Consider the following 25103-nt stretch of genomic DNA (forward strand, 5'->3'; position numbering starts at 1 on the left):
GTATACATTACTTGCGCGCAATTCTCTGCCTTTTTCTTTTGTCTTGTGCGCGTATTCACTACTTACGCGCAATTCTTTGCCTTTTTCTTTTATCTTTTGCGCGTATTCATTACTTACGCGCAATTCTTTGCCTTTTTCTTTTGTCTTGTGCGCGTATTCACTACTTACGCGCAATTCTTTGCCTTTTTCTTTTGTCTTTTGCGCGTATTCACTACTTGCGCGCAATTCTCTGCCTTTTTCTTTTGTCTTGTGCGCGTATTCACTACTTGCGCTCAATTCTCTGCCTTTTTTCTTTTGCCTTGTGCGCGTATACGTTACTTGCGCGCAATTCCCTCCCTTTCCTTATCATTTATGCGCATATACGTTACTTGCGCGCAATTCTTTTCCTTCTCTTTTGGTTTTCTGCGCGTATTCACTACTTGTATCTGTCTCCGTGTGTGCCTGCTAATATGATTGGTCACATTCTGCAAATAACTGATCGACTTTTAAATTTCGAGAATTTTTGTTTTTAAAATAAAAAAGCAATGACCTCACTAATCAATCAGTTGAAGTCATTGCTTTTCATTTTTATTTTTTTCCTAAGAAATCTGAAAGGGATTCTGCTTTTTGATTTTTCCTTCTTTTTATAAGCAAATAGATGACAAACAAAATAACGAGTACTATACCAATTGGAACAAGATATTGGTTTAGTATTGGTTTTACATCTGACCAATTTTCGCCTAATTGTACACCTAAGTAAACATAAAAGAATGTAATCGGGGTCATCGCTAATAATGTATATAGTGAGAAAACCCAAGGATTCATTTTTGCCATCCCACAAGGGACAGAAATCACTGTTCTCACCCCTGGAAGAAAACGAGCAGAAAAAGCAACAAATGCCCCGTGTTTAGCAAAAAACGCATCCGCCTTCTCTAAATTCTCTGGGGACATAAAAAAATACTTGCCGTACTTTTCTAATATAGGTCTACCACCGTAACGACCCACTGCATATAATGTAAGCGGGCCGACAACACCACCTAAAGAGCCGGCAATGACTACACCCCAGAACAACATGTCTCCTTCAGACACCCAAAAACCAGCCAACGGCAAAACAACTTCAGCCGGAATAAATTCAATACAAAGAGCAAGAAAAATACCTATATATGATAAATCTTTAAACCAATTTACAAGATCTAATATCAATTGTTCCATCCTATACCTACCTTTTATTTATAAACTGTTTATCATGCTGTAAACAATGTCCTATTCTTTTCACCAATACCATATTATAAGAAAAAAGAAAGAAAGGGAAGTAAGAACCTTATTCCTTAATTAGAAATAAAGAAATGGTAGGTTTTCCTTCCAAGAAAAAATAAAGCTCTTAATGGCCATAATAGAATCTCAGGGATCCACAAGACGATTTCAAATAAAACATCCCAAATGGATTCTTTCTTCTTTTTGCTCTTTTTTCTTTTGATCAACCTCATTAATCAAACACCCTCCCATCATAATGATGTACGAATCCCACAAGTGAAAGTTTCAACTTCTAACCATTTATTACAATTTTCACAAGAAAACCCTTATTACTTACTATTTAATTTCCATAGTCTTATATTTTTCACCACTTAAATTCATTAGTGAGATAAAGTGTTAGAAATTACATACTTCCTATGATATATGTAGGTTTGTCTACTTCTTTTAATCATCAGAAAGTGTATAATTTTGTAGTATAATCTAAATAAATATATTTTTTTTAGAGTTCATCACATAGTTTTTTCCTCGTAATACCCTTATAATTTTCAAAAAAGTTAATCAACAAGGAGGGTATATATGAGCGCAATTCCAAAACAACAAGCACCTTTACCTGCTAAAAAGAAATTAACTGATCGATTCCTCGATAGCATTGAAAGAGCAGGAAATAAATTACCAGATCCTATCACACTATTTGTAATCATGTCAGGTATGATACTTATTTTATCTTTTTTACTTGCTAAGATTGGTGTTTCTGCTACTGACCCTAGTTCTGGAGAACCGATAGAAGTAATTAATCTTCTCAACCGAGCAGGGATAGAACAGATTCTCACCAATATGGTTAGCAATTTCACCTCCTTCGCTCCACTAGGACTAGTACTTGTCACTATGCTTGGCGTAGGCGTTGCAGAAGCCACTGGTCTTATACAACTTGTTATGAAAAAATCAGTTTTAAGTGCACCTAAGAAGCTCATCCTTCCAGTCGTTCTTTTTACAGCAATTGTGGGTGGCGTAGCCGCTGATGCAGCATTTATTGTATTCCCACCTATTGCTGCACTTATCTTTATGAGTGTCGGCAGAAGCCCGCTAGTAGGTTTAATTGCTACGTATGCTGCAGTTGGTGGTGGTTTTTCAGCTAATATTCTACTAAATTCACTTGATGTATTGTTAGCTGGTATTACCGAACAAGCTGCAAAAATGGTCGATCCTAATTATATCGGTAATCCGACAATGAACTATTATTTCTTGATTGCCTCAACCTTTCTACTCGTTGGACTAGCTACGTGGGTAACCGTTAAGTTTGTCGAACCACGATTTAGTAAATACGATGGTAAAGTAGAAGCGATTGCAGAAATTACAAGCGCTGAAAAACGGGGATTAAAATGGGCTGGTATCACAGTTTTTGCTTATATCGCCATTTTACTTATCGCTGTTATTCCTGAAAATGGATGGTTAAGAGATGCTGAAACAGGTTCTTTTATCAATAGTCCATTTATGTCAGGTATTGTACCGATTATGCTATTCTTATTCTTACTACCAGCTATTGCTTTCGGCATCGGAGCAAAGACGATCAAATCTGATAAAGATGTCGCAGATAAAATGTTCAAATCCATTGCTGATTTAGCTCCATTTATTGTATTGGCATTTGTCGCAGCGCAAATGATTGCTTTCTTTAATTGGAGTAATATTGGTCCTATTCTTGCTATTAAAGGCGCTGAGCTCTTACAAGCAATGAATTTCACAGGATTACCAATGTTAATTGGTTTTATTATTATTTGTGCATTTATTAATCTTTTAATTGCCAGTGCATCAGCCAAATGGGCACTTTTAGCCACTATTTTTGTACCAATGTTTATGTATTTAGGTTATAGTCCAGCATTTACACAAATGGCTTACCGTATTGGTGATTCCATAACGAACCCGATTACGCCAATGCTCGCCTACTTTGCTATTTTATTATCTTTCGCTAGAAAGCATGATAAATCAATTGGGATTGGAACATTAATCTCTGCCCTATTACCTTACTCAATTTGTTTTGCCATCGGATGGATTATTCTGTTCTCCATTTGGTACCTTCTTGGATTACCAGTTGGACCTGGTGACTCAATTTTCCTATAATTATACTATTCAATTATTTAAATCTTTTTGAAAAGAGGCGTTCACGTAATGGAAAAATTATTTGCTTTATTAAAAGAGTACGAAGAAGAAATGATTTCTATCCGCCGGTTTCTACATGAATATCCTGAAATCTCGTATCAAGAAGTGAAAACACCTGCTTATATAGCCGATTATCATGAAAACCTCGGTCATGACGTCCGTACCGGTGTTGGTGGCAGGGGTGTTGTGGCTACGCTTCGTGGTGGAAAACCAGGTAAAACAGTTGCGCTTCGAGCTGATTTCGATGCATTAGCCATTCAAGAAGAAAATGACCTTCCATATAAATCAAAAATCGACGGTGCGATGCATGCTTGTGGCCATGACGGACACACAGCAACTTTACTCGTTTTAGCTAAAGCACTTAATAAAATCCAGGAAGACATTGAAGGAACAATTGTTTTTATTCACCAATTCGCTGAAGAAATTGCCCCTGGTGGTGCAATTTCTATGATTGAAGATGGTTGCTTAGATGGTGTTGACGCCATATTTGGCACACATATTTGGTCAACCTTCCCTCTTGGCACGATACAAGTTAAAGAAGGACCTATTATGGCTGCAGCAGACCAATTCGATATTCTCATCCAAGGACAAGGTGGTCATGGATCTGAACCACATTTAACAAAAGATGCAGTGATGGTTGGCTCCCAATTTGTCGCAAGTGCACAGCAAATTGTTTCTCGCCGAGCGAACCCTCTTCATCCAGCAGTCGTCTCAGTTGGTCATTTTGAGGCATTAAACCCTTTTAATGTCATTGCTGATACAGCTAAACTAATCGGTACAGTAAGAACCTTTGATGAGGATACACGTGATTTAATAGAAAAAGAGCTTGATAACTATTTAAGTTCAACATGCCAGCTATTTGGGGCAACTTATGACTACCAATACAAACGGGGCTACCCCGCTGTTGTTAACCATGCAGAAGAGGCAACTTTTATTGCGAATATCTCTAAGGAAATTGAAGAAGTAACAGAAGTAGTAGAATGTGCTCCGCTTATGGGTGGAGAAGATTTCGCTTATTATCTCCAACATGTAAAAGGAGCATTCTTCTTTACAGGGGCACAGGATCCTAATTGGCAAATTACCTATCCCCATCATCACCCACGATTTAATATTGATGAGCGCTCCCTTCTTATCGCAGCTAAAACACTAGGAACAGCTGCTTTAAAGTTTCTTGAAGGAGCAACAACAGAAACAACTCAAGATTCACTAACCAAATAAAAAAATGAACCCAGTCCGCTTCTTTTTTGCGAACTGGGTTCATTTTTTACTTATTGCATAGCATCAATACATTTTCATCAGGGTCAGCAATGAGGAAATAAGCCAAATCACCTACCCATTCCATTTCTTTTACTATTTTTATATCATTTGAGATGACAAATTGATAAGCCTTATCAATATCACTGGTGTACAAATTAAACATCGCATGTGAAGCCGGTTTAAAAACAAAGCTTGGGTCTTTTGTATGATCATCAAGGGTCAATCCTGTTTCACCTGTAACAGGTAAATTAAATACAGGAGATTGAATTTTTTCCTGATTAATTGTTAACCCCATCAAAGTCGCATACCATGTGGCTGAGTACTTTAAGTTCGATACATGAATAAAAACATTATTAATCTTACTATCAATCGTTAAACTCATTAGAAACACCTCCATCTTAGTACGAGCATTCGTTTTACTAAAAATCATATCTTATTATGAGAAATAATCTACCAATATACCGGCAATTATAATCTGCACACCAAATGAAAAATGTACCTTCTGATTGTTAATGCCCGTTCGTTCCAATATAAAAATCACTCCACCTGTTAAGAAGATATAGAGTAAGCTATTGAAAAAGGAACCATTACCTATGAATAGTTGATAGAGTTTAGACATTAGCCCCATCGTCAATAAGATTAAAGGAATTCTAAGCTTCCACCTCATTCCTTTACACCATCTTTCACGAAACAATCTTAAAGCCAGTTCTTATCTTTTTAATAGACTTTTCCTGAATACTTTACTTCTCTTCTCTCCTAAAAAACTCCTTCCCTTTTATTCATGAAGTACCTCAGAATAGATTAAGAATAGCATTGACTTTTTTATCCCTTCTGCTTTTTTAAATCGTAAAGATTGTTGCTTTTATGTAGAAATACTTTGGTATCAACTGGAAATTATTAAAATGACATAAGAAATAAGCAAGTTAAAAATAGAATTCTCATGCCTTTAAATTATAGAAATTTTTAAACACGGTACTATAAGGTAGTATTTGCATTATTTATAGATTTATCGCGGCAGTTTTTTAGATTTCAGCGTCTTCTATTCGAGCTTTTCGCATCGATGAAAGACTAAACCATAATCCGCATAAAATGAGGCCACCTATCGAAATCCATAAAGCTGTTTTGAAACCTAGTCCGTCAGCGAGGGTTCCTCCTAGTGGAGCGCCAATAACGACTGCACTACGGTTGATGGATCGTAGTGTGGCATTCATACGACCTTGGAAATGTGATGGCGTGACATATTGTCGATATCCCATTTCAAGAGGACCTTCAATTCCCATAGCAAAGCCATAAAAGAGCTGGCCTATAATCACAAACATGAGAGCTATGTACGACGAATCGGAGTTGTTAGCTGCTGGAGCTAGAGCCATCAAGATCACTGCTGGGCCATAGAGAATTCGAGAAAAAGCCATTGCACGCCCGATACCAAAGCGCACCCCGGCTCGAGAAGATAGTGAGGTTCCTGCGACAGCACCAACACCTGCAGCGGCAAGGACATACCCTAAGAGTAAGGCATCGAAGCCAAGTTCAATTAAAAAAATGGATACTAGAATCGTCATCGTCATGCTATGAAAGAGAAACCAGGCGTGGGTGTTTAGAGCGAGAGGACGAAGGTATTGGTGTTGATAAACCCATCGCAAACCTTCCTTGATTTGCTGACCAAGTGATCCAGTCTTCACTTTTTTTGAGGTCTGGTGTTTAATTGATGCTATTAATACACTCGAAAACAAATACGATAAGGCATCAAAAAGAAGGGCAAATGGTGCGCCAATCAATGAGACAAGTCCGCCCCCAATGGCTGGACCGCTCGTTTCAGCAACCGCTGAGCTTTGTTCCAATCGTGCATTTGCACGTGTTAATAAAGGACGAGGAACTAATTGTGGCACAAAGGACTGGTAGGCAGAATCATTAAAAAGAGACAAAGTACCAAAGAGCACCAGCAGGAACATGAGTAAGCCAATACTGATTACTTCTGTAATAGACATAAAGCAAATGAAGGTAAGAATCATGCCGCGTCCTATATCTGTTACCACCAATACCGTCTTTCGGTGAAAACGATCAACCAAAACCCCCGCTATTAATCCCAATAGTACATACGGAAGCCATCTAGATGCTGAAACCCAGCCAACATCAACAGCACTGCCTCCCATATTACTAACCACTAATACCTGAAGAGCCAAAGTTGTAATATATGTGCCAAAGCTTGAAGTTGTCGATGCAATCCAAAAACGAACAAAGCTTCTATGCTCCCTTAATTTCATCAGGACTTCACCTCTTTTGCCAAATTATCCATCTTATAAATATAGTAATCTATTCTCGACTTTCAAAAAAGTGTAAACATAGAGTTTTATATGGGACGGGCCTTGGGGGAATTATGGGTTGCCCTCGTTTTTTATGGAACAAAAAGTAAGTTAGCTGAAGAAGGAATGCTAAAAAGGCAATATCATTTATAAGATTTGCTATTTTTAATATAATTTTGTATTCCCTTTTTATTCTCCCTACAAGAGTATATGACCTTGCAATGATGACTTACGAGAGCCTTTAGTAATATATCCATAATCAAAACAAATACATTGGAAAAGATGATCAATAATACAGCACTTTTTCTCATCAAAAAGTCTTACTGTATTAATCTACTCTCAACAGGTGAAGAGAGTCTAATCAATGTGGAGGTCTGTCCAAATGACATGGAAGCATCAATAAAGTTTTCCAAAGATTGGACAGAATCAGTTAAAACTTTAATTAAATAATTATATGATCCAGCCAGTTGATGACATTCAATAACACTAGAATGATTTTTGCAAAACTCTACAAATTGTTCACATTTGGTATTGTCGTATAGTATAAAAGCCCTTATGGGTTATTCTACTTTTTCTGGATTAATGATTGCTTTATAGCCAACTATTATCCCTTTTTCTTCAAGCTTCTTAACTCTCTCATTTTTTATATCTTACCTAGTAAATTGAAGGTAATACTAAGTGAATTTTTGCTGAACAACAACAATCGAAGCGAAAAGAGCCTAAAAAAAGACGAATACTGCTCATTATTTATGTTATAATGACTAGCGACAACTTAAGTCAAATTCCGCTTAGCGGTAGAGGTTCTAGCTAAACCCTCTCAAAAAAACTAAGGAAAAACAGCGCCATTTTCTTAGTGGTGCTGTTTTTCTGTTTAAAAGGAGATTAATTATGAAAAAAAATGAAAAAGCCATTGTCGTATTTAGTGGCGGGCAAGACAGTACTACTTGTTTATTCTGGGCTTTGGAACATTTTACTGAAGTAGTCGCTGTAACGTTTGATTATAACCAAAGGCATGCAATTGAGATTGACTGCGCCAAGGCAATTACAGCTGATTTACAAATTGAACATCATATTTTAGATATGACACTGCTAAATCAATTAGCGCCTAATGCGTTGACACGATCAAATATCGATGTCAAGAATGGTGAAGATGGGGCATTACCTTCAACCTTCGTACCAGGTAGAAACTTAGTATTTCTATCCTTCGCTGGCATTCTCGCTTACCAAATAGGGGCAAGGCATATCATTACAGGTGTATGCGAAACAGATTTTAGTGGTTATCCGGATTGTCGTGATCAATTTATTAAATCATTAAATGTCACTTTAAATTTATCTATGGAAAGGCCCTTTGTCATACATACGCCCCTTATGTGGCTAAACAAAGCGGAAACATGGGCGATGGCTGATGATTTTGGCAAACTTGATTATGTTAGAAATAAAACACTAACTTGTTACAATGGTGTCATCGCAGACGGATGTGGCGAATGTCCTGCTTGTGAGCTTAGAATGCAAGGCTTGACTCAGTATTTGCAGGTGAAAATGTCATGAAGGATTTATATGGCTTTCGTATAGTTGAGGAACTCCAGAAAATAGATGAGGATATTCAGAAAGACCAATTAAAATATCATCACAAAAGGGTACTCGTGAGTAAATCCTTTACATTTGATGCAGCCCATCATCTTCATGCTTATGAAGGGAAATGTAAAAATCTACATGGTCATACTTATGAAGTCATATTCGGTATTAGTGGCTTTACTGATGATCGTGGAATCGTTGTTGATTTCGCAAATATTAAGCAACTTTGGAAAGAAGAAATTGAAATTCACCTCGATCACAAATATATTAATGAAACACTACCACCCATGAATACAACAGCAGAAAACATCGTTGTATGGGTTTACGAAAAAATGAAAGAATCACTAATAGATAGCCCGCAACAACTTAGAGTGGAATATGTCAAACTCTATGAAACTCCTACAAGCTTTGCTGAAGTAAGAAGGGAGTGGATGGAAGATGAGTAAAATACCTGTAATGGAAATATTCGGACCAACCATTCAAGGTGAAGGCATTGTTATTGGCCAGAAAACAATGTTCGTTCGTACTGCTGGATGTGATTACGCTTGTACTTGGTGCGACTCTTCATTTACTTGGGATGGTTCTAGTAAACATTTGATTAAACAAATGACAGCAACAGAAATTTGGCATGAGTTAAAAAACATCGGTGGAGATTACTTTGATTTTGTAACTATTTCCGGAGGCAATCCAGCATTACTAAAAAACCTAGGTGAATTAGTGACGCTTCTTAAAGACAAAAAAGTGCAGACGGCTTTGGAAACACAAGGTAGCAAGTGGCAAGATTGGTTTAAGGATATCGATTTTTTAACATTATCCCCGAAACCACCAAGCTCACAAATGGAAACAGATTTCAATAAGCTAGATGAGATTATTGCTCAACTTGAAGAAAAGCAACCCAATTTAAAAGTTGTGGTCTTTAATGAAGAAGATTTAGCTTATGCAAAAAAAGTCCACTTACGCTATCCAAAACTTTCCTTCTGCTTACAAGTTGGCAACGATGACAGCATGACAACCAATAACGATGTGCTAAGAAGTAACCTACTAGCTAAATATGAATGGTTACTAGAGAAAACAATGCATGATAGTGAGTTTAAAAATATAAGAGTTCTCCCCCAATTACACACATATATATGGGGAAATAAGCGCGGCGTTTAACGATTGTTTTTCTCCTATTTCATATTGGTTCATCTGATGACCCATATGAAATAATGAGGTGAATCCAATGACCAAACAAATCATAAATAGTATCTACCTCGCTTCTATGATTACACATATACCATGGCGCTGGTTAGGTATATATCTGGTGGGGCTACCAGGACTTTGACCTCCTGGATGGACTTCTTGGCCTTTAGACCTCATAAATTACAATTAATTAGACATATACTTTTTTCACCTTAAAATCAAACACGAATGCATTCTACTTAGGGAGCATGTTTTTGCATACCGAACATAGAATGACATTCGTGTTTATTTTTCATTACTATCCTAGCATCACTTTTTCTGCAGCAGACTTACACCTTTCTTGCCATTGCTAACGTAAATCTTCACTATCTAGAGCCTTTCATTTATTTTTATTTTACAAATGCTTTAGTTGATAAAGATCAAGTGCTATTTTCACATTCATACAATCCTCCAATGAATCAAGATTAATATTAAGCTTCTCTTCTATTTGCTGAATGCGGTAATAGACTGTATTAGGGTGTAGATGCATCTCTTCGGCTGTTTTCACTGCGTTTTTATCTGTTTGTAAGTATGCGGTAAGCGTTTTTAGCCAATCATTTTTATTTGCTTGTACAATCCCTTCTAAGAATATCATCACAAAAGCAGTAGCATCATCATCTGATACATCGTTTAAGTATCTTCTATACCCTATCTCTCTAAACCCTATGACTTTACTGGAATTTGTTCCTTGCTCAACTAAAAAATCAGGCATGATTTGTACATCTTTAAATGAAATGTCAGCTTGTCTTAATGAATCGACAGGTCGTCCTATATATATTAAATTCGGATGATAATACCGTTGAAGTCTCTCTGACCTCGTTTTTAATTCTTCTTCCCTATTCAATATAGAATCTTTAGAAGTGAGCATCACATAAACCATATCCCTACCTGGAAAACAAATAGTTAGAAAGCGATCCTGAAATACTCTTTTCACCTGATTTTCTATTGAACTAAAGCTCTCTAATACTTCATCATTCATCAACCGTTCGATACCAATAAAGATACACTTGTCTTCGATACTAATCCCATATCTCTTCAAAGCTCTTTGTACTTCTTGAGTAAAGTTATTTTTCAATATATCTTTTAATAATTCTTCTTTTTCCGTGAGTTGATGCTTCATTTGTTCTTGTTGTTTCATTTGTTCAATGGCCATAATAGATGCTGCGTGCTTAAAAGCCAATTCACCAATTAAATCTAATTCCTTCTCCTGTTCAATTACCACCAAAAAACCAATTGTACCGAAAGAAGACATCACCCCGATTGCTTGACCTACCCATTCTTCTTTTTTATAGATATCAAGCAATCTTGGAATACTTAATTTCTTTGCATTTTTCTTTAACCATTCTTTTATATAGAAATGATGATCTTCAGAAGGCGGATAAGATGTTTTCAAGCGGTAAAGTGAATCAAAGTAAAGAATCGATCCGCTGAACTTTTCCGCTAGCTTCTTTACTAAAGAAAATGTACCGTCCCCTTTTAAAGCCACATGATTCAACTCATTATGTAAAGACAAAATGGTTTCTAGTTCTTTTGTTTGTTTTTCCTTTTCTTGAAAAGCTCTAGCATTTACTATAGAAATTGCAATTTGGTGACCGATGGCTTCTAAGAACGCTAAGTCCTCATCACTAAAAAAACCATCGTTTTTAAAATTATCTATCGTTAAAACACCGATTTTCTTATTTTGATGAATCAATGGCACAGACATACAACTTACAGGAATGGCTGCATGTACGGTTGACTCTAAATAATAATGCAAAGTTTGATTACGCATATTTCCCATTGCCTCTTTAATCTTCTCTGCCGTATGAATCATTTTGCTACAACCCTCTTCAAAAACAGAGCCACTAATACCTTCACCTGCTAAAAGCTTATTTTGTAAATACATCTCCTCTTTAAAGTTGTAGGCTCCTTCTATTTCTAAATATTCCATCTCTTCATTCCATATAAGAAAGAAGCCCGCATCGGCCTTGTCTATTGATTCAATAACGGCCTCAATAATTTCTTGTACTAATTTTGTTAAACTCGTATTCGATGTAATATTTCTTGATACGTTGATAAATGTATTTAATCTTTGTTTTATTTTTTCATTTTCATACACAGTTATCATCCTAAATTGTTGTCATCATTTTATTATCATATATAAAACTTATCATCGCAACATAACGATTCATTCCCCTTCATATGTTAGTTCCTAGGAGGTGTATGTGATGAATACATTTAAAATACCAGTTGGTATTCAACCGATTCATATCAAACATGATCGTGTAGATATTTTCAAACCACAAGTATCTTCTTACACGCCACCAGCTGCCCAACAAAAAATGAATCATGCCATATCAGATAGCCTAAATCAATTAATGAAAGATCAAGGTTACGGACAACCACAAACTGAATTAACTGGTGGATTTGACTTAAAAAACAACCAAAAAGGTGTCTTAAGTTTAACTCTTACAGTTTATTCATACTCAGGGGGTGCACATGGCCTTACTTTTACACGCGGGTTAACATTTAACAGTTTGACTGGTAAGCAATATACACTTGGAGAACTCTTTAAAAAGGATAGTAATTACAAAGTAAGGCTTAACACTCTAATCAAACAGCAGTTGCAGGAAAGAGGTTTAACCACCGACCTTCTCGTACCCTATCCCGGAATCACAGATACACAATCCTTTTATACCGCTGACCTCACATTGGTCATAATCTTTGATGTGTATAGCTTACTTCCATATGTTTATGGGACAATTTATTTCCCAATTTCACTTTATTCTTTGCAAGATATGATTAATGATGAGGGTCCGTTAGGTAAAATGTTTTCTTAAATTAGAAGGAATCCTCAGATGTACTTTTCTCACAACTGAGGATATCTCTTCATTTGATAGCCAAAAAGTCAATATTCCCCTAGCTTATATCCATAAAAATGCAGATCGACCGCAAAGATTTCCTCTACTAATGCCTTCGTTTCTTCGTTCAATAAACTATTAACTGTAGGTAAATCTTCATCATAGACAAAACTAATCACTCTGTTTGCATAATCACCCTCTAGCTTCATTCTTGATGAAAAATGATGTGAAGATCGTGCAATCTCATTCATTGGAGAGGCTTTTAGCCCTGCAATTCTTTCTAAATCCATTAATTCGTGTTGTAAATTCTCTAATCTCACATAATGAATAGGTGTCTGTTCCTCTCCAATGGTATATTGAGGTGCAATATGTTTGTCTAATTCATGTATACTTTCGCCGAAAGATTTCAATTTTAAGAGATAGCTTGTAAAGGACATACCTTCTAGAACAGTACTGCCTAATTGTTTAATTAGCCAATCCCCACTCAATGCATGATAAAAGGAACTAACCGCTCTCCTATATGGATTTCTAACAATTTTCACAATTGGTTTTTCACCATTTATAAGTTCCTCTTTTAATTCAACGTCGTAACCTGATCGTTTTCGAAGGACAAATTCACGATAGTTATGCGTCATTTCGACATTCAACTGAGACAAATCCCCAGCAGCTCCAATATGGTACATAAACCACTTATTTACAATTGTGCACCCGTTTTTCGGTACCCATAAGAGAACGTATGGAAAGTTGGTAGAAAAAAGCGGGATATAAAAAGGCATCATCATATTTTTTGCTACTATTTCAGGCATTCTTTTTGTCAATGTTCGTCGAACCCCTTTCTCCTACTTATAGAATATGAGAAAGGGAATAAGCGGTTACGAATTTGGTGATTTTCAGGCGAATGACCTGTACAAGCTGACCTGAAATACATATGCATAATAATAAGTGAGACAAATATCAGATTGGAGGTTATTTTTAAATGGATAGTAGAAAACACATCACTTGGTCTCAATCACAAGTCTCAAAAGAAAATCGGCAAAAATTACACAATCATAAAAGTTGTATGGTTTGGTTAACTGGATTATCAGGTTCTGGTAAATCAACCATAGCAAATATTGTACAAACTAAATTATACGAATTAAATATGAGTACTTATCTATTAGATGGTGATAACTTACGGCACGGTATCAATAAAAACTTAGGATTTAGTAGTGAAGATAGAAAAGAGAATATTCGACGCACAGCTGAAATAGGCAAATTATTTGTAGATGCAGGTATTGTTGTTTTGGCAGCACTAATTTCCCCGTTCGAGGAAGATCGAAAGCTAGCCCGCTTTCTTTTTACCGAAGATGAGTTTATTGAAATATATGTGGAATGTTCTTTAGAAGAATGTGAATTGCGAGATCCTAAAGGACTTTACAAGAAAGCCCGTTTAGGAGAAATCAAAAATTTTACTGGCATTGATCAAATATATGAACCTCCGCAGTCTCCAGACCTTGTTATTTCGACTAACTCAAAATCACCTGAAGAGTGTGCAAATGAACTTGTAAACTACTTAATTGAGCGACTTAAGTGAAGGAGGAATAATAGAAATGACAAACTCTATTCCACATGGTGGACATTTAATAAATAGAAAAAGCATAAATGCAAACACGAGCCATATCACTAAGCATATCAATCTCGATGTTACCTCTTTATCTGACCTTGAACTAATTAGTAATGGTGCTTATAGCCCTTTAGAAGGTTTTCTATGTTCAGCTGACTATTATTCTGTCCTGCATGAAATGAGACTAGCCAATCACCTTATCTGGAGCATTCCAATTACATTACCTCTATCAAAAAAAGAAGCCAAGTTGTTAAAAATCAATGATAAAGCGAATTTAGTCTATGATGGTTGTGTTTATGGATATATTGAAATTAACGATATTTTTCTGCCAGATAAACAAAAAGAAGCCAGTATAATTTATCAAACACTCGACCGCAATCACCCAGGTGTCGACAAACTTTTTAATCGTGGTGAAGTTTATGTGGGTGGCAACGTCACATTGACAAAAGAAATCAAAAAACCATCTTTTCTTCAAGGGTTTCAATTAGAACCAGCAGAAGTAAGAAAATATATTGCTACCCAAGGATGGGAGACGGTTGTGGGATTTCAAACAAGAAACCCCGTTCATCGCGCACATGAATATATTCAAAAATTAGCATTAGAATTAGTCGATGGCTTACTGCTTCATCCCCTTGTTGGCGAAACAAAAAAAGATGATATTCCAGCAGAAACAAGAATGAAAAGCTATCAAGTTTTACTAGCACATTATTATCCGCAAGAAAGAGTTTTATTGTCATCTTATCCACAGGCAATGAGGTACGCGGGCCCAAGAGAAGCACTTCATCACGCGATTGCACGAAAAAATTATGGATGTACACATTTTATTGTTGGCAGAGACCATGCTGGTGTTGGTGATTATTATGGCACATATGATGCCCAGAAGATATTTTCAACATTCCCTAAGGAAGAACTAGGAATAACCATATTACCTTTTGAACACACCTTTTATTGCATTAAATGTGATGGCATGGCCTCACATAAAACATGTCCCCATGATACTTCTTTACACCTTCATCTTTCAGGAACAAAGGTAAGGGAAATGTTAAAACAAGGAACTACTCTCCCGAAGCAATTTAGTAGGCCAGAGGTTATTGAAATAATTATGGATGCTATGAAAAAGAAGGATTAAAGAATGTTTTGGGTTTTTCCATTCCTCATGGAGATAACTTCGTCTCAAATATAATTCTGTAGACCCTTTCATACATGCATTTGCTATTGGTACCTTGTCCTTATAAGCCAGGAATTAAAATCTCAACCAGCTCTAAATAGTTATCATGTATATAGTATTTATCTAAGGGTTCCTGGCTGATTTCAAACAATTAGTACCATCGCCTTTGAGCAAATACCTCCTTCATCTTTACCTATGCTGCCATTAATCAATCCGCTTATCTGCAGGATTTGTTCTTAGCTTATTGGACATCCTCTTAATAAACTCCCTTATAATTCTTGAAAGCCCATTATTCTTATGATAAATATAACCAAATGCATACGTATTATTAAGTGGGGGAGCGAATTCGACAATAACAAACTCACTACTTTTTGATAAACCGACATCTGTCTTAAAAGCATAATCAAATCCAATGTTGATTGCTGTATTGTTCTCTAGTGAATTCTTAATCGTATCAATATTATTTGTTATAAGACGAATATCTAAAGCGGGTAAATTAAACCTTTTCATAAAATCAGATATATAAATATCATCATACAAGATGATTGGTTGTCCTTTAAGCATTTCTTCAGTAATTTGGCTGTATTTTGTTAGTTGAGAATTCTTATTTATTGCAGCTACCATATGTCCATCCAATAACTTATTAAAGATCAACGTACGATATTTATGTTCTTCCTTCTCGTTATAAGTAATAAGGCCAACATCAACCTCACCATCTTGAACTTTTTTAATAATTGCTTCTGTACTATTCTCATAAACAGCCGTTTTAATATCCGGATAATCCATTTTTAGTTTTGAAATAACTTCCACCAAAATGCCCATGGGGCCAGGGTAAGTAGCAACTCTTATTTCCCCACTCATTGTATTTGTATAAGCTTCTGCTTCATCAATAAAATCTTGATATGCTAATAGGACATACTTTGCTTTTTCGATAAGTTTATGCCCTTCCTCAGTAGGTACAGATCCCCTTCGTGAACGATGAAACAAAGTAATATTTAATTCACCTTCTAAACTTTTAATCGATTGACTTAATGCAGGTAAAGTCAAATGTAATTCATCTGCTGCTTGTTTTAAAGAACCTGTTCTAGCTATCACAACAATATATTTCAATTGTTCAATATTCATAAGAAGCATCCTCTTTAGTTAAGTTTTGATTAACCTTAGTTAATAATAACTAAATTTATCATAAGGTAAATTAGTTGTATACTTTTAATCGTAACAAATTATACAAAATATTTAGGGGATGTAATGATATGAAAGCATTAAGATGGCATAACCAAAAAGACATTCGTCTAGAAGATATTGACGAACCTATCGTTCAATCAGGGCAAGTAAAAATAAAAGTCAAATGGTGCGGTATTTGCGGAAGCGATTTACATGAATATCTAGGCGGACCTATTTTTATACCTGTTGATAAGCCACATCCATTAACAAATGAAACAGCCCCGATTACACTAGGACATGAATTCTCTGGAGAGATTGTCGAAATTGGCGACAGTGTAAGTAAGCTCAAAGTTGGTGACCGAGTAGTAGTAGAACCAATTTTTGCGACACACGGACACCAAGGTGCTTATAACTTAGACGAACAAATGGGATTTTTAGGCCTAGCAGGAGGTGGCGGTGGTTTTAGTGAATACGTAGCCGTTGATGAAGAGCTACTTTTTAAACTGCCAGATGATCTCTCTTTTGAACAAGGAGCCCTTGTCGAACCTGCTGCAGTAGCTCTCTATGCAGTACGATCTAGTAAAGTGAAAGCTGGAGATAAGGTAGCTGTATTTGGCTGCGGCCCAATCGGTTTACTTGTAATAGAAGCTTTAAAAGCCGCTGGCGCAACAGATATTTATGCTGTTGAACTTTCACCTGAACGACAGGCAAAAGCAAGAGAATTAGGGGCAACTATAATAAACCCAGCCGAAGTAGATGACACTGTTGCGGAAATTGCTAGATTAACTAATGGTGGTGTGAATGTCTCTTTTGAAGTTACTGGCGTACCAGTTGTACTTAAACAAGCAATTCAATCTACTGGAATTGGTGGGGAAACAATTATCGTAAGCATTTGGGAAAAAGGGGCAGAGATCCTTCCAAATGATATTGTAATGAAAGAACGGACTGTTAAAGGAATCATCGGATATCGTGATGTTTTCCCTGCCGTATTATCACTTATGCAAAAAGGCTACTTCCGAGCCAGCCAACTCGTTACGAAGAAGATTACCTTAGACGAGGTAATTGAAGAAGGTTTTGAAACATTGGTTAAAGAAAAAGCACAGGTCAAAATTTTAGTAAAATCTGAACAATCATGACATTACCGCCCTAGCCAGCTATTTTAGCTGGCTACTTTTATATGAATTTAGATTCATTTCTCTTTAGCAAAATCCTCTATATCATTTCCCCATAAATGAGGTATTCCATTTGAGAAACACCTCATCTCATACACTTTCCATGCACTCTTGTACAAAAAAATCATATGTTAAATTAGATTACTTTTAAAGGGGAAGGACTATGAGGAAACTAATTATTTTTGCCTTTATTGGTTTTTTTGCACAGTTAATAGATGGCTCCCTTGGCATGGCGTATGGCGTAACTTCATCAACTCTTTTACTTACTTTTGGAATCGCTCCTGCTGTCGCCTCAGCATCTGTCCATTTAGCCGAAGTTGTAACGACTGCTGCCTCAGGTGCATCACACATAAAGTTTGGCAATGTTGACAAACAAGCGGTTTTTCGTTTAATTATTCCGGGATCAATTGGTGCATTTATAGGGGCTTGCTTCTTAAGTCAACTACCTGGTGATGTGGTTAAACCTTATATTGCTGGATTTCTACTTCTTTTAGGTTTATTTGTTTTTTTTCGGTTTCTTTTCCAATACGAAGTAAAAAGACAAAAACAAACTTTACATTTATCGCGAAAGCAAGCAATTCCACTTGGACTTATTGCCGGCTTTGCAGATGCAACAGGTGGTGGTGGATGGGGACCAATTGCCACACCTGTTTTACTATCCAAAAAAGGGATATCTGCTAGAAAAGTAATTGGCACAGTGGATACTAGTGAATTCGCCATTGCACTGTCTGCTAGCGTTGGTTTTTTCATTGCTTTAGGCTGGGAGGAACTGAATTGGACTTGGGTCATTGCTTTAATGATCGGTGGCATTATTGCTGCTCCTATTGCAGCTTGGTTAGTTAAAGTGTTGCCACCATATCTATTAGGAGTACTCGTTGGTGGATTTATTGTCCTTACTAACGCCAGGACGATCTTATTGACCTTCCAAACGCCTGATATATGGATTTATCTAATCTATGTCGTTATTTTCTTACTTTGGATTAGTGGTATTATTTTTGTCATCAGCAAGAATAAAAGAAATAAGAACTAGTCTCCATTACAAAAAAAGTCATCTTCTCTCGTTTTGGAAGATGACTTTTAAAATGGAAAAGAATGTGAGCGATAGTTAATTCCAAGTTCATTGAACCACTGATTGATTCCAGTCCAAAGATGCTCACAAGCTTCATATACAATTTCACTAATGTCCCAATCTCTTTGAAGAATAAGTTTCACTAATTGTTCATAGCCATGAGGTTTGGTGGCAATTCCTAATGATTCTTCAAGCATCCTTGTTTTTGAACGAAAATAATAACGATTAGCTAAGCCAATTAACTTAGCACCTTGTTCACAAAACTCCACTGCATTTAACAACAATGATGTTTCATCCTGAAGGAGCCTTAAGTTTCTTATTTTAGCCATCTTCACGTACAACTCTTCAATCATACACTTTTTCATTACATCTTTTATCTCGTAGCTAGATATTTGCAGGGGGATGCTTTTCATTTTTGAGAAAAACATAATCGGATCATAGATAGGCATCGTATGTATGAAACGTGCAACGTTTAATGACCAATCTGAATTTATTTCTTTCGCAGACGTTATGTATTGCTGTTTTTGCAGCGACTCAATGGTTACCTTAAACGGCGGATAAATAAACTGAAAATCATCGATTCGTTGTCCATCAAAAACAATCACTTGAAAATTTATATCTGAATAAGGACCATCCTCATCAAGGGCAAATGAGCCATAGACACCGATAGCCATGATTTTCTCATCATATACTTTTAATAAACGTTCCTTCACAATATCGATGAATCTGTCTTTTTCAATTCGAGATGTTGGTTGTGGAAGTAAAAACATGATATCACTGCTTTCGTTGACTGAAGATTTCCTTTAGAAAATGATAATAGGATAGGCATTCACAATATAGGATGATATTAACCGGTATACTTCTCTTCTATTATCGGTTAAATTTGAAAATAAGTCATCATTTTTGCAGAAAACTTACTTTGTCAGTTTGGCTCTTTTTACTCTATGGCTCTATGAAGGTATATATTGATAGTGAAGTAAAAATACAACTTCCATAAAAACTTTGCACGGTAAAAAATTCAAAATATTTTGATTTATTTTGAAGAACGAGTTATAATAAACAATGTATCATTAAATTATTATAAGGAGGATTATTAAAAATGGGTCATTCATATGTCAGACTTCGTATCTCAACTTTGAACTCATAAATTTAATACGTTCAAAGGCTCTGTTTTGTGTATACAGAGTAAACGGGATTAGTCTGCCCTTTTTAAATAATCTTCATTTCCTACAAAAAATATGTAATGTGAAGAAAGGCTGAGTTATGCTTTTCTTTTTTTACGTATGATTACCTTTCTTTTTTAGCAAAAAGTAGGTTTATTTGGTTGCGACTATCTAGGATTTCCCCTTATCTTATGAAGATAGGCTTTCTTCCCTCTACTCTGAATCACAGGCAGATCCCTTTGATTTATTAATTTTCGAAGGGAAGAGATAGTATGACGAGGAAGAGTAAGAAGACCCATAAATACTGTGAAAAAAAATTAAAAAGTATGAAGTTCCCCAATTTTTCTGGCCAGCATCTGATGAGTAATAAGAAATTACTTAATGAAATTATTGAACGAGCAAATATAAATAGTAGTGATATAGTTTTAGAATTAGGAGCTGGGAAAGGAGCTTTAACCTCATTATTAGCGAACAGTGCAGGAAAGGTCCTTGCAGTAGAATATGATTTGAAGTATGTCGAAATTCTAAAGAAAAAAACGGCACAGAATATTAACACGCAAATTATCCATAAGGACATTATGAAGGTTTTTTTACCCAATGAGCATTTTGTCGTTGTCTCGAATATACCCTACTCCATTACAACTCCGATAATGAAGATGCTTTTAAATAATCCATCAAGTGGATTTCAAAAAGGGGTCATTGTAATGGAGAAAGGGGCTGCAAAACGCTTTACCTCAAAGTCAGTCAAAGATTCTTATGTGTTAGCTTGGAGAATGTGGTTTGATATACACTATATCAAAGACATCTCAAGAAATAATTTTTCTCCCCCACCCAAAGTAGATTCTGCAATGGTTCTAATAACTAGAAGGAAAGAACCCATTGTCCAGAAAAAATATTATTTAGCTTTCCTTGGACTGGCACAATATGCCCTAAAGCAATCTAATGCCCCTTTAGATATTGCTTTGCGAGGAATATTTACACTTCCACAGTTAAAACATATAAAAAAAAGCTTAGGTATTTCAAATGGAACACCCATTGGTTCTTTAACAAATACGCAATGGGGGATTGTGTTCAATACGATGATTAATTATGTTCAACGACCTTTATGGCCAAAAGTTAAAAAGAAGTAACTGGCTGAGGAAGAAACGAGTTATCTCTCTAATTCAAAGAAATGATTGAAAATTGAAATGTAATTATTGTACACCTATGTAAATAATTAGACCCATAAACCTGATGTTCTTCGTTTTAGTTATTTTGTACTCTAAGGAATGTCTAACTTTTGTAGACATTCCTTAGATCAATCTAATAATATTTTCCCCTTCTAAAACAAACCCGCTCCCTGCTTAAGTACGATGTTTCACAATGTGTTCATGTAATGTTTAAATTAAAGAGTTTCTTATGAGTCGCTTAGTACAATTTTTTTAGCAGATTGGTTTTTATTGAGGGATGGCTTTAGCTCAGCAATTAAGATTGCAATCATAATTAATACCGCACCCGTAACGGGTTTCAATAGAGAATTGTGCATTCCGCACATCCTATAATGTGTAAACCCGACTAGCAGACCAAAAAACTACTACAGTAGCTAGTGACTGCAGCATTCACATTAAATTTAAGCGATAAAACGAATCATGGCAATCTCGTCACAAGCATCATTTTTAGGGCATGACATACAATCTACCCAAACCTTCTCTGGTAGTGAATGGCGAGACACTACAGTAAAATCACATTTAGCAAAGAATTCTTGCTCATAGGTTAATGAGATAAGCCTTTGTATCCCTAATTTCACAGCTTCTTCTGCCACTTTATTGACTAGCAGACGGCCGATTCCATTACCCGTATATTGATCATCTACAACAAGGGAGCGAATTTCAGCTAGATCTTCTCCCAATACATGTAAACCGGCAACGCCGACAATCTTCCCCTCTTCTTTCATTACATATAAACACTGTAAATGTTGATAGAGTGATAGATATGACCTTGGCAGGACAATGCCCTTATCAGCGTATACTTTGATTAATTGATGAATTTGTTTCACATCCGTACTAACTGCATTTAAAATTTCCATTGCCGTGAACCCCTTTTATGTGTAATATAATAAAAATACATCATAACGGATTTTTATTCAATATAATAATATGAAAAAAGGGAAAATTCAAATAAAAAATACAGATAGCTAAAAAGCTATCTGCAACTTTGTATTATTATTTTTCAACTATGCGCTTCATTGCATGAATTTGACCTAGATGATTTGCTTCATGGTAAGCAGACAACATTGCTAGTTGGCCTACAGTTTTTTGCCCTAATATTGCCTCAGGTAATTCTTGATTGAATACATCATTGGGGATTTTATTTATTCGAACGATTTGATCTTGTAGTTGATCAATTAAAAAATTTACAGACGGGACTTCTCCTGTCCAATCACTCGGCTTTGTGCCGTAACCAAATAACTGCAAATAATTCTCAGAAAGATGATCTGTGTTGTTTGGATAATTCATTATGAATTGCTCAGTCACTGTTAGAACATGTCCAATATGCCAATGGATTGTGTTATTGAAGCCTTCAGGTTGAACATCTAATAAATCTTGCGGGATGTTTTTTACTTCTCTTAATAGATTGTTTCTTGTTAATTCTAGTTGATACTTGATTGCTTCACTCATTTGTTAAACACTCCTTAAAATAAAATTTAACAGCTGCCATCTGTGCAAGCATCGCCTTGTTTAATTACATTCAATGGTTGGCTTTGCTTTTCCTCTTCGATTACTTTTGTTAATACTTCAGAAAAAACATTTGAAGGTTGAGCCCCTGAAACGGCATACTTGCGATTAAAGACAAAGAATGGAACACCTTGCACACCTAACTGCACACCCTCTTGCATATCTGCCTCTACTTCTTTTTTATATTGATCAGAAGCTAGAACAGATGTTACCTCTTCTTTATCTAATCCTACAGCTGCTGCGATATCAACTAATGATTCTATTTCCCCTACATGTTTTCCTTCGACAAAATAACTTTTAAGTAATTGCTCTTTCATTTCGCTCATCTTACCTTTTTCTTTTGCTAGGTGGATTAGGCGATGAGCATCTAAGGTATTTGTCATTTTAGCATCGTTTAGATGATAATCTAAGCCTACCTCATTCGCTTGTACCGTTACTTGTTTTTGCATTTGTTCAACTTGCTCAACAGACTGGCCGTATTTCTTTGCCAGCATTTGATTCATCGTTTCTGTAGTATTTTGTGGAGCATTTGGATCCAATTGAAAGCTTTTATACACCACTTCTACCTCATCTTTTTGATTGAAGCCATCAAGTGCATGTTCAAACTTTCTTTTGCCAATATAACAGAAAGGGCAAGCAATATCTGACCAAATTTCTACTTTCATTCTATTCCCTACTTTCTATAAACCTTTTAGTATTTGTTTAGTGACTGATACTGCATCCATTACACGATCACTATTTGTTTTCGTACTGCTCATTACATTTATACCTTGAATGATCACCATAAGAAACCGCGCCAACAACAAGCTGTCTGTATGCGAAGTTATTGATTGATCTTTCTTTCCTCTATCAATAGCACTAATAAATACTTCTTCTATTTCTTGAAATTGCTCATTAATGAGCTGACTAAACGCTTGATCATGTGGACCCATTTCAATCGCTTCATTGCTTGTCATGCAACCACATGGTAAACCATCCTCTGCATGAACAATTTTTAATAAGAAGGTTTCTATTGCCTCATAACCATTATCGCCATTTTGTATGATGTCCTGAAGTTGTTTGAGCTGTTCCTCATGATACATACGAAAGGCGGCTATAAATAAGTCATATTTATTACCGTACGCTTGATAAATACTACTTTTACTTAAACCGGTGACTTCTTGTAGATCAGAGAGAGATGTTGCATGATATCCTTTTTTCCAAAACAAGATCATGACAGCTTTTAATTTTAATTGCGGATTAAAATTTAATGGACGAGCCAAAATGTCCTCCCTCCTTAATAAATGTAGTATACCAATTAAGTACCGATTAGTCCAAAACTAAAGTTACGACATATATATAAACAGATCCTTTTCTATGCAGGTCTGTATAGAAAAAATTCCTTATAGCAAAAGGTTAATATTAAATGACCCGCATTGAAAATATAATTACAATTTTAGGAGAAGACGCCATACTTCCAAAAAATTGCGGCATGCTATAACAAATAATTGTTGATTGAAACCATTATATTATACATATAAAAGGTAAGATAAATAGATAACTAAAGATACAGTTAAACTGCTTAATAATGTAGAATAGAGCACAATTTGAGCAGTCAACTGAGGTTCCACGTTATATTCAAGAGCAATTGTAGCTGTATTTCTTGAAGTAGGAAAAGCACTGGCAATAAATAATGATTGTGCTAAAATCCCTTCAATTCCAAGAAGTGTAATAATAAGAAATGAAAGAGCTGGTCCTAATAATAAACGTCCAATTAAGCTCCACGTAATCACACGATGAAACATTTTTAATTGTATTTGTGATAACTGTGCACCTAACAATAATAAAGCTAAACCAATAAAACCAGCTGCCAATTGATCTAAAGGAATCTCTATAAAAGTGGGAAGAGGGATGTTGAATAATAAGAAGAGATATCCTAATAGAAGGGCATGAATCACAGGCAATTTTACGAGCGACAATAGAAGTGAACCTATCGATCGGCTAGTTGAAAGAAGATTATACATACCATATGTAAAGGTTAAAATATTTTGCACTACAATTATAATAATTTGTACGGAAACACCTAGTGGATTAACAGTAAAAACAAGTTGACTCACAGGCAAACCATAATTATTAGAATTCATCAAGGAAATACTATTTTTTAACGTGGCTGCCTCTCCCTTATTTAAAGATAAACACTTCGCCATGATTTGCCCGATAATCATTAAAGCCACCGTAAAAATAAACAAATAGCTCAACAGTTGGCCTAATAAACTCGCATCAAAAGATGAGCGATAAATATGTAAAAAGATAGCTGCTGGCATAAAACAATTGGTTACTAACGTAGATAGTTGCTTCAATTGAAAAGAAAACTTTCTTTGCAAGAAAGCACCTAATGCCAATAAAAGAAGAATAGGGAAAATAATTTGCAAGAATATCTCAATAAAAAATGTCATATAGAAAAACACCTTTCCATTATAAACCTTCTATT

The 25103-nt window shown here is 35.7% G+C and carries 27 protein-coding genes and 1 riboswitch; of the genes, 11 read left to right on the top strand and 16 right to left on the bottom strand.

Features of this window, described 5'->3' with window-relative positions; translation table 11 throughout:
* On the bottom strand, positions 1-276 hold a 276-nt coding region (locus MKY26_RS22065; protein ID WP_341099249.1), incomplete at its 3' end, for a hypothetical protein.
* 291 nt (positions 277-567) lie between these two features.
* Positions 568-1191 (bottom strand): DedA family protein, encoded by a 624-nt coding sequence (locus tag MKY26_RS22070; protein WP_251162903.1) that lies wholly within the window; start codon positions 1189-1191, stop codon positions 568-570.
* Positions 1192-1809: 618 nt separating this feature from the next.
* Here MKY26_RS22070 and MKY26_RS22075 point away from each other — a divergent pair.
* The gene (locus tag MKY26_RS22075; protein WP_095370225.1) at positions 1810-3348 is read left to right on the top strand and encodes an AbgT family transporter; all 1539 of its coding nucleotides are present in this window, start codon (positions 1810-1812) and stop codon (positions 3346-3348) included.
* Positions 3349-3396: 48 nt separating this feature from the next.
* Positions 3397-4605: a M20 family metallopeptidase gene (locus tag MKY26_RS22080; RefSeq protein WP_095370226.1), complete on the top strand. Its 1209-nt coding sequence runs from the start codon at positions 3397-3399 to the stop codon at positions 4603-4605.
* 46 nt (positions 4606-4651) lie between these two features.
* On the opposite strand, the gene MKY26_RS22085 is transcribed toward MKY26_RS22080, so the two are convergent.
* From MKY26_RS22085 to MKY26_RS22100, 4 genes are all read right to left on the bottom strand, one after another.
* Positions 4652-5026 carry a VOC family protein gene (locus tag MKY26_RS22085; RefSeq protein WP_095370227.1) on the bottom strand — a complete coding sequence of 125 codons (375 nt, stop codon included), beginning with the start codon at positions 5024-5026 and terminating at the stop codon, positions 4652-4654.
* Between the two features lie 54 nt (positions 5027-5080).
* Entirely contained in the window at positions 5081-5311 is a 231-nt protein-coding gene (locus MKY26_RS22090) for a hypothetical protein (RefSeq protein WP_322909995.1), read from the bottom strand.
* 355 nt (positions 5312-5666) lie between these two features.
* Positions 5667-6905, bottom strand: coding sequence for an MFS transporter (locus MKY26_RS22095; protein WP_095370229.1), 1239 nt, complete (start codon positions 6903-6905; stop codon positions 5667-5669).
* Positions 6906-7264: 359 nt separating this feature from the next.
* Positions 7265-7501, bottom strand: a complete 237-nt coding sequence (locus MKY26_RS22100) for an Lrp/AsnC ligand binding domain-containing protein (RefSeq protein ID WP_307318676.1) — start codon at positions 7499-7501, stop codon at positions 7265-7267.
* 234 nt (positions 7502-7735) lie between these two features.
* Positions 7736-7780: riboswitch (PreQ1 riboswitch) on the top strand.
* A 52-nt stretch (positions 7781-7832) separates the two neighbouring features.
* On the opposite strand from MKY26_RS22100, the gene queC reads away from it, so the two are divergent.
* From queC to queE, 3 genes are read left to right on the top strand one after another with little or no spacing between them, the layout of a single operon-like run.
* Positions 7833-8492, top strand: coding sequence for a 7-cyano-7-deazaguanine synthase QueC (gene queC, locus MKY26_RS22105; protein ID WP_328199613.1), 660 nt, complete (start codon positions 7833-7835; stop codon positions 8490-8492).
* Positions 8489-8965 carry a 6-carboxytetrahydropterin synthase QueD gene (gene queD, locus MKY26_RS22110; protein ID WP_340978149.1) on the top strand — a complete coding sequence of 159 codons (477 nt, stop codon included), beginning with the start codon at positions 8489-8491 and terminating at the stop codon, positions 8963-8965. Before queC ends, queD begins: the two co-directional genes overlap by 4 nt.
* On the top strand, positions 8958-9674 hold the full coding sequence (queE, locus tag MKY26_RS22115) for a 7-carboxy-7-deazaguanine synthase QueE (RefSeq protein WP_095370231.1): 717 nt from the start codon (positions 8958-8960) through the stop codon (positions 9672-9674). Before queD ends, queE begins: the two co-directional genes overlap by 8 nt.
* Before the next feature lie 421 nt (positions 9675-10095).
* Here the strand turns inward: queE and MKY26_RS22120 are convergent, their stop codons facing one another.
* Complete coding sequence (locus tag MKY26_RS22120; RefSeq protein ID WP_341099253.1) at positions 10096-11838, bottom strand: helix-turn-helix domain-containing protein; 1743 nt, start codon at positions 11836-11838, stop codon at positions 10096-10098.
* A 109-nt stretch (positions 11839-11947) separates the two neighbouring features.
* Between MKY26_RS22120 and MKY26_RS22125 the strand changes: the two genes are divergently transcribed.
* Entirely contained in the window at positions 11948-12559 is a 612-nt protein-coding gene (locus MKY26_RS22125) for a DUF3298 and DUF4163 domain-containing protein (protein ID WP_341099255.1), read from the top strand.
* A 68-nt stretch (positions 12560-12627) separates the two neighbouring features.
* Here the strand turns inward: MKY26_RS22125 and MKY26_RS22130 are convergent, their stop codons facing one another.
* On the bottom strand, positions 12628-13398 hold the full coding sequence (locus tag MKY26_RS22130; protein WP_307318596.1) for a sulfotransferase family 2 domain-containing protein: 771 nt from the start codon (positions 13396-13398) through the stop codon (positions 12628-12630).
* Positions 13399-13556: 158 nt separating this feature from the next.
* Here MKY26_RS22130 and cysC point away from each other — a divergent pair, with 158 nt between their 5' ends.
* Positions 13557-14153 (top strand): adenylyl-sulfate kinase, encoded by a 597-nt coding sequence (gene cysC, locus MKY26_RS22135; RefSeq protein ID WP_322909990.1) that lies wholly within the window; start codon positions 13557-13559, stop codon positions 14151-14153.
* Positions 14154-14169: 16 nt separating this feature from the next.
* Positions 14170-15312: a sulfate adenylyltransferase gene (sat, locus tag MKY26_RS22140; protein WP_341099257.1), complete on the top strand. Its 1143-nt coding sequence runs from the start codon at positions 14170-14172 to the stop codon at positions 15310-15312.
* A 243-nt stretch (positions 15313-15555) separates the two neighbouring features.
* Here the strand turns inward: sat and MKY26_RS22145 are convergent, their stop codons facing one another.
* Positions 15556-16476 carry a LysR family transcriptional regulator gene (locus tag MKY26_RS22145; protein WP_341099258.1) on the bottom strand — a complete coding sequence of 307 codons (921 nt, stop codon included), beginning with the start codon at positions 16474-16476 and terminating at the stop codon, positions 15556-15558.
* Between the two features lie 128 nt (positions 16477-16604).
* Here MKY26_RS22145 and MKY26_RS22150 point away from each other — a divergent pair, with 128 nt between their 5' ends.
* Both MKY26_RS22150 and MKY26_RS22155 read left to right on the top strand, forming a co-directional pair.
* Positions 16605-17651: a 2,3-butanediol dehydrogenase gene (locus MKY26_RS22150; RefSeq protein WP_322909987.1), complete on the top strand. Its 1047-nt coding sequence runs from the start codon at positions 16605-16607 to the stop codon at positions 17649-17651.
* 199 nt (positions 17652-17850) lie between these two features.
* Positions 17851-18717: a sulfite exporter TauE/SafE family protein gene (locus MKY26_RS22155; protein WP_095370240.1), complete on the top strand. Its 867-nt coding sequence runs from the start codon at positions 17851-17853 to the stop codon at positions 18715-18717.
* Positions 18718-18764: 47 nt separating this feature from the next.
* Here MKY26_RS22155 and MKY26_RS22160 read toward each other — a convergent pair whose 3' ends face one another.
* The gene (locus MKY26_RS22160) at positions 18765-19526 is read right to left on the bottom strand and encodes a kanamycin nucleotidyltransferase C-terminal domain-containing protein (RefSeq protein ID WP_095370241.1); all 762 of its coding nucleotides are present in this window, start codon (positions 19524-19526) and stop codon (positions 18765-18767) included.
* Between the two features lie 665 nt (positions 19527-20191).
* On the opposite strand from MKY26_RS22160, the gene erm reads away from it, so the two are divergent.
* Entirely contained in the window at positions 20192-21049 is an 858-nt protein-coding gene (gene erm / locus MKY26_RS22165; protein WP_224935020.1) for a 23S ribosomal RNA methyltransferase Erm, read from the top strand.
* 266 nt (positions 21050-21315) lie between these two features.
* Here the strand turns inward: erm and MKY26_RS22170 are convergent, their stop codons facing one another.
* From MKY26_RS22170 to MKY26_RS22195, 6 genes are all read right to left on the bottom strand, one after another.
* A complete protein-coding gene (locus MKY26_RS22170; protein ID WP_263624095.1) occupies positions 21316-21444 on the bottom strand; it encodes a hypothetical protein in 129 nt (42 codons plus the stop codon).
* An 84-nt stretch (positions 21445-21528) separates the two neighbouring features.
* Positions 21529-21984 (bottom strand): N-acetyltransferase, encoded by a 456-nt coding sequence (locus tag MKY26_RS22175; protein WP_341099260.1) that lies wholly within the window; start codon positions 21982-21984, stop codon positions 21529-21531.
* Between the two features lie 136 nt (positions 21985-22120).
* Positions 22121-22576: a DinB family protein gene (locus MKY26_RS22180; RefSeq protein WP_095370246.1), complete on the bottom strand. Its 456-nt coding sequence runs from the start codon at positions 22574-22576 to the stop codon at positions 22121-22123.
* Between the two features lie 26 nt (positions 22577-22602).
* Positions 22603-23298, bottom strand: coding sequence for a DsbA family oxidoreductase (locus MKY26_RS22185; RefSeq protein ID WP_322909986.1), 696 nt, complete (start codon positions 23296-23298; stop codon positions 22603-22605).
* A 15-nt stretch (positions 23299-23313) separates the two neighbouring features.
* Positions 23314-23895: a TetR/AcrR family transcriptional regulator gene (locus MKY26_RS22190; RefSeq protein WP_322909985.1), complete on the bottom strand. Its 582-nt coding sequence runs from the start codon at positions 23893-23895 to the stop codon at positions 23314-23316.
* Positions 23896-24141: 246 nt separating this feature from the next.
* Positions 24142-25068, bottom strand: coding sequence for an AEC family transporter (locus MKY26_RS22195; protein ID WP_322909984.1), 927 nt, complete (start codon positions 25066-25068; stop codon positions 24142-24144).
* Positions 25069-25103 lie beyond the last annotated feature (35 nt).

The sequence above is a fragment of the Cytobacillus sp. FSL R7-0680 genome (assembly GCF_038009245.1).
Taxonomy (GTDB): domain Bacteria; phylum Bacillota; class Bacilli; order Bacillales; family Cytobacillaceae; genus Cytobacillus; species Cytobacillus kochii.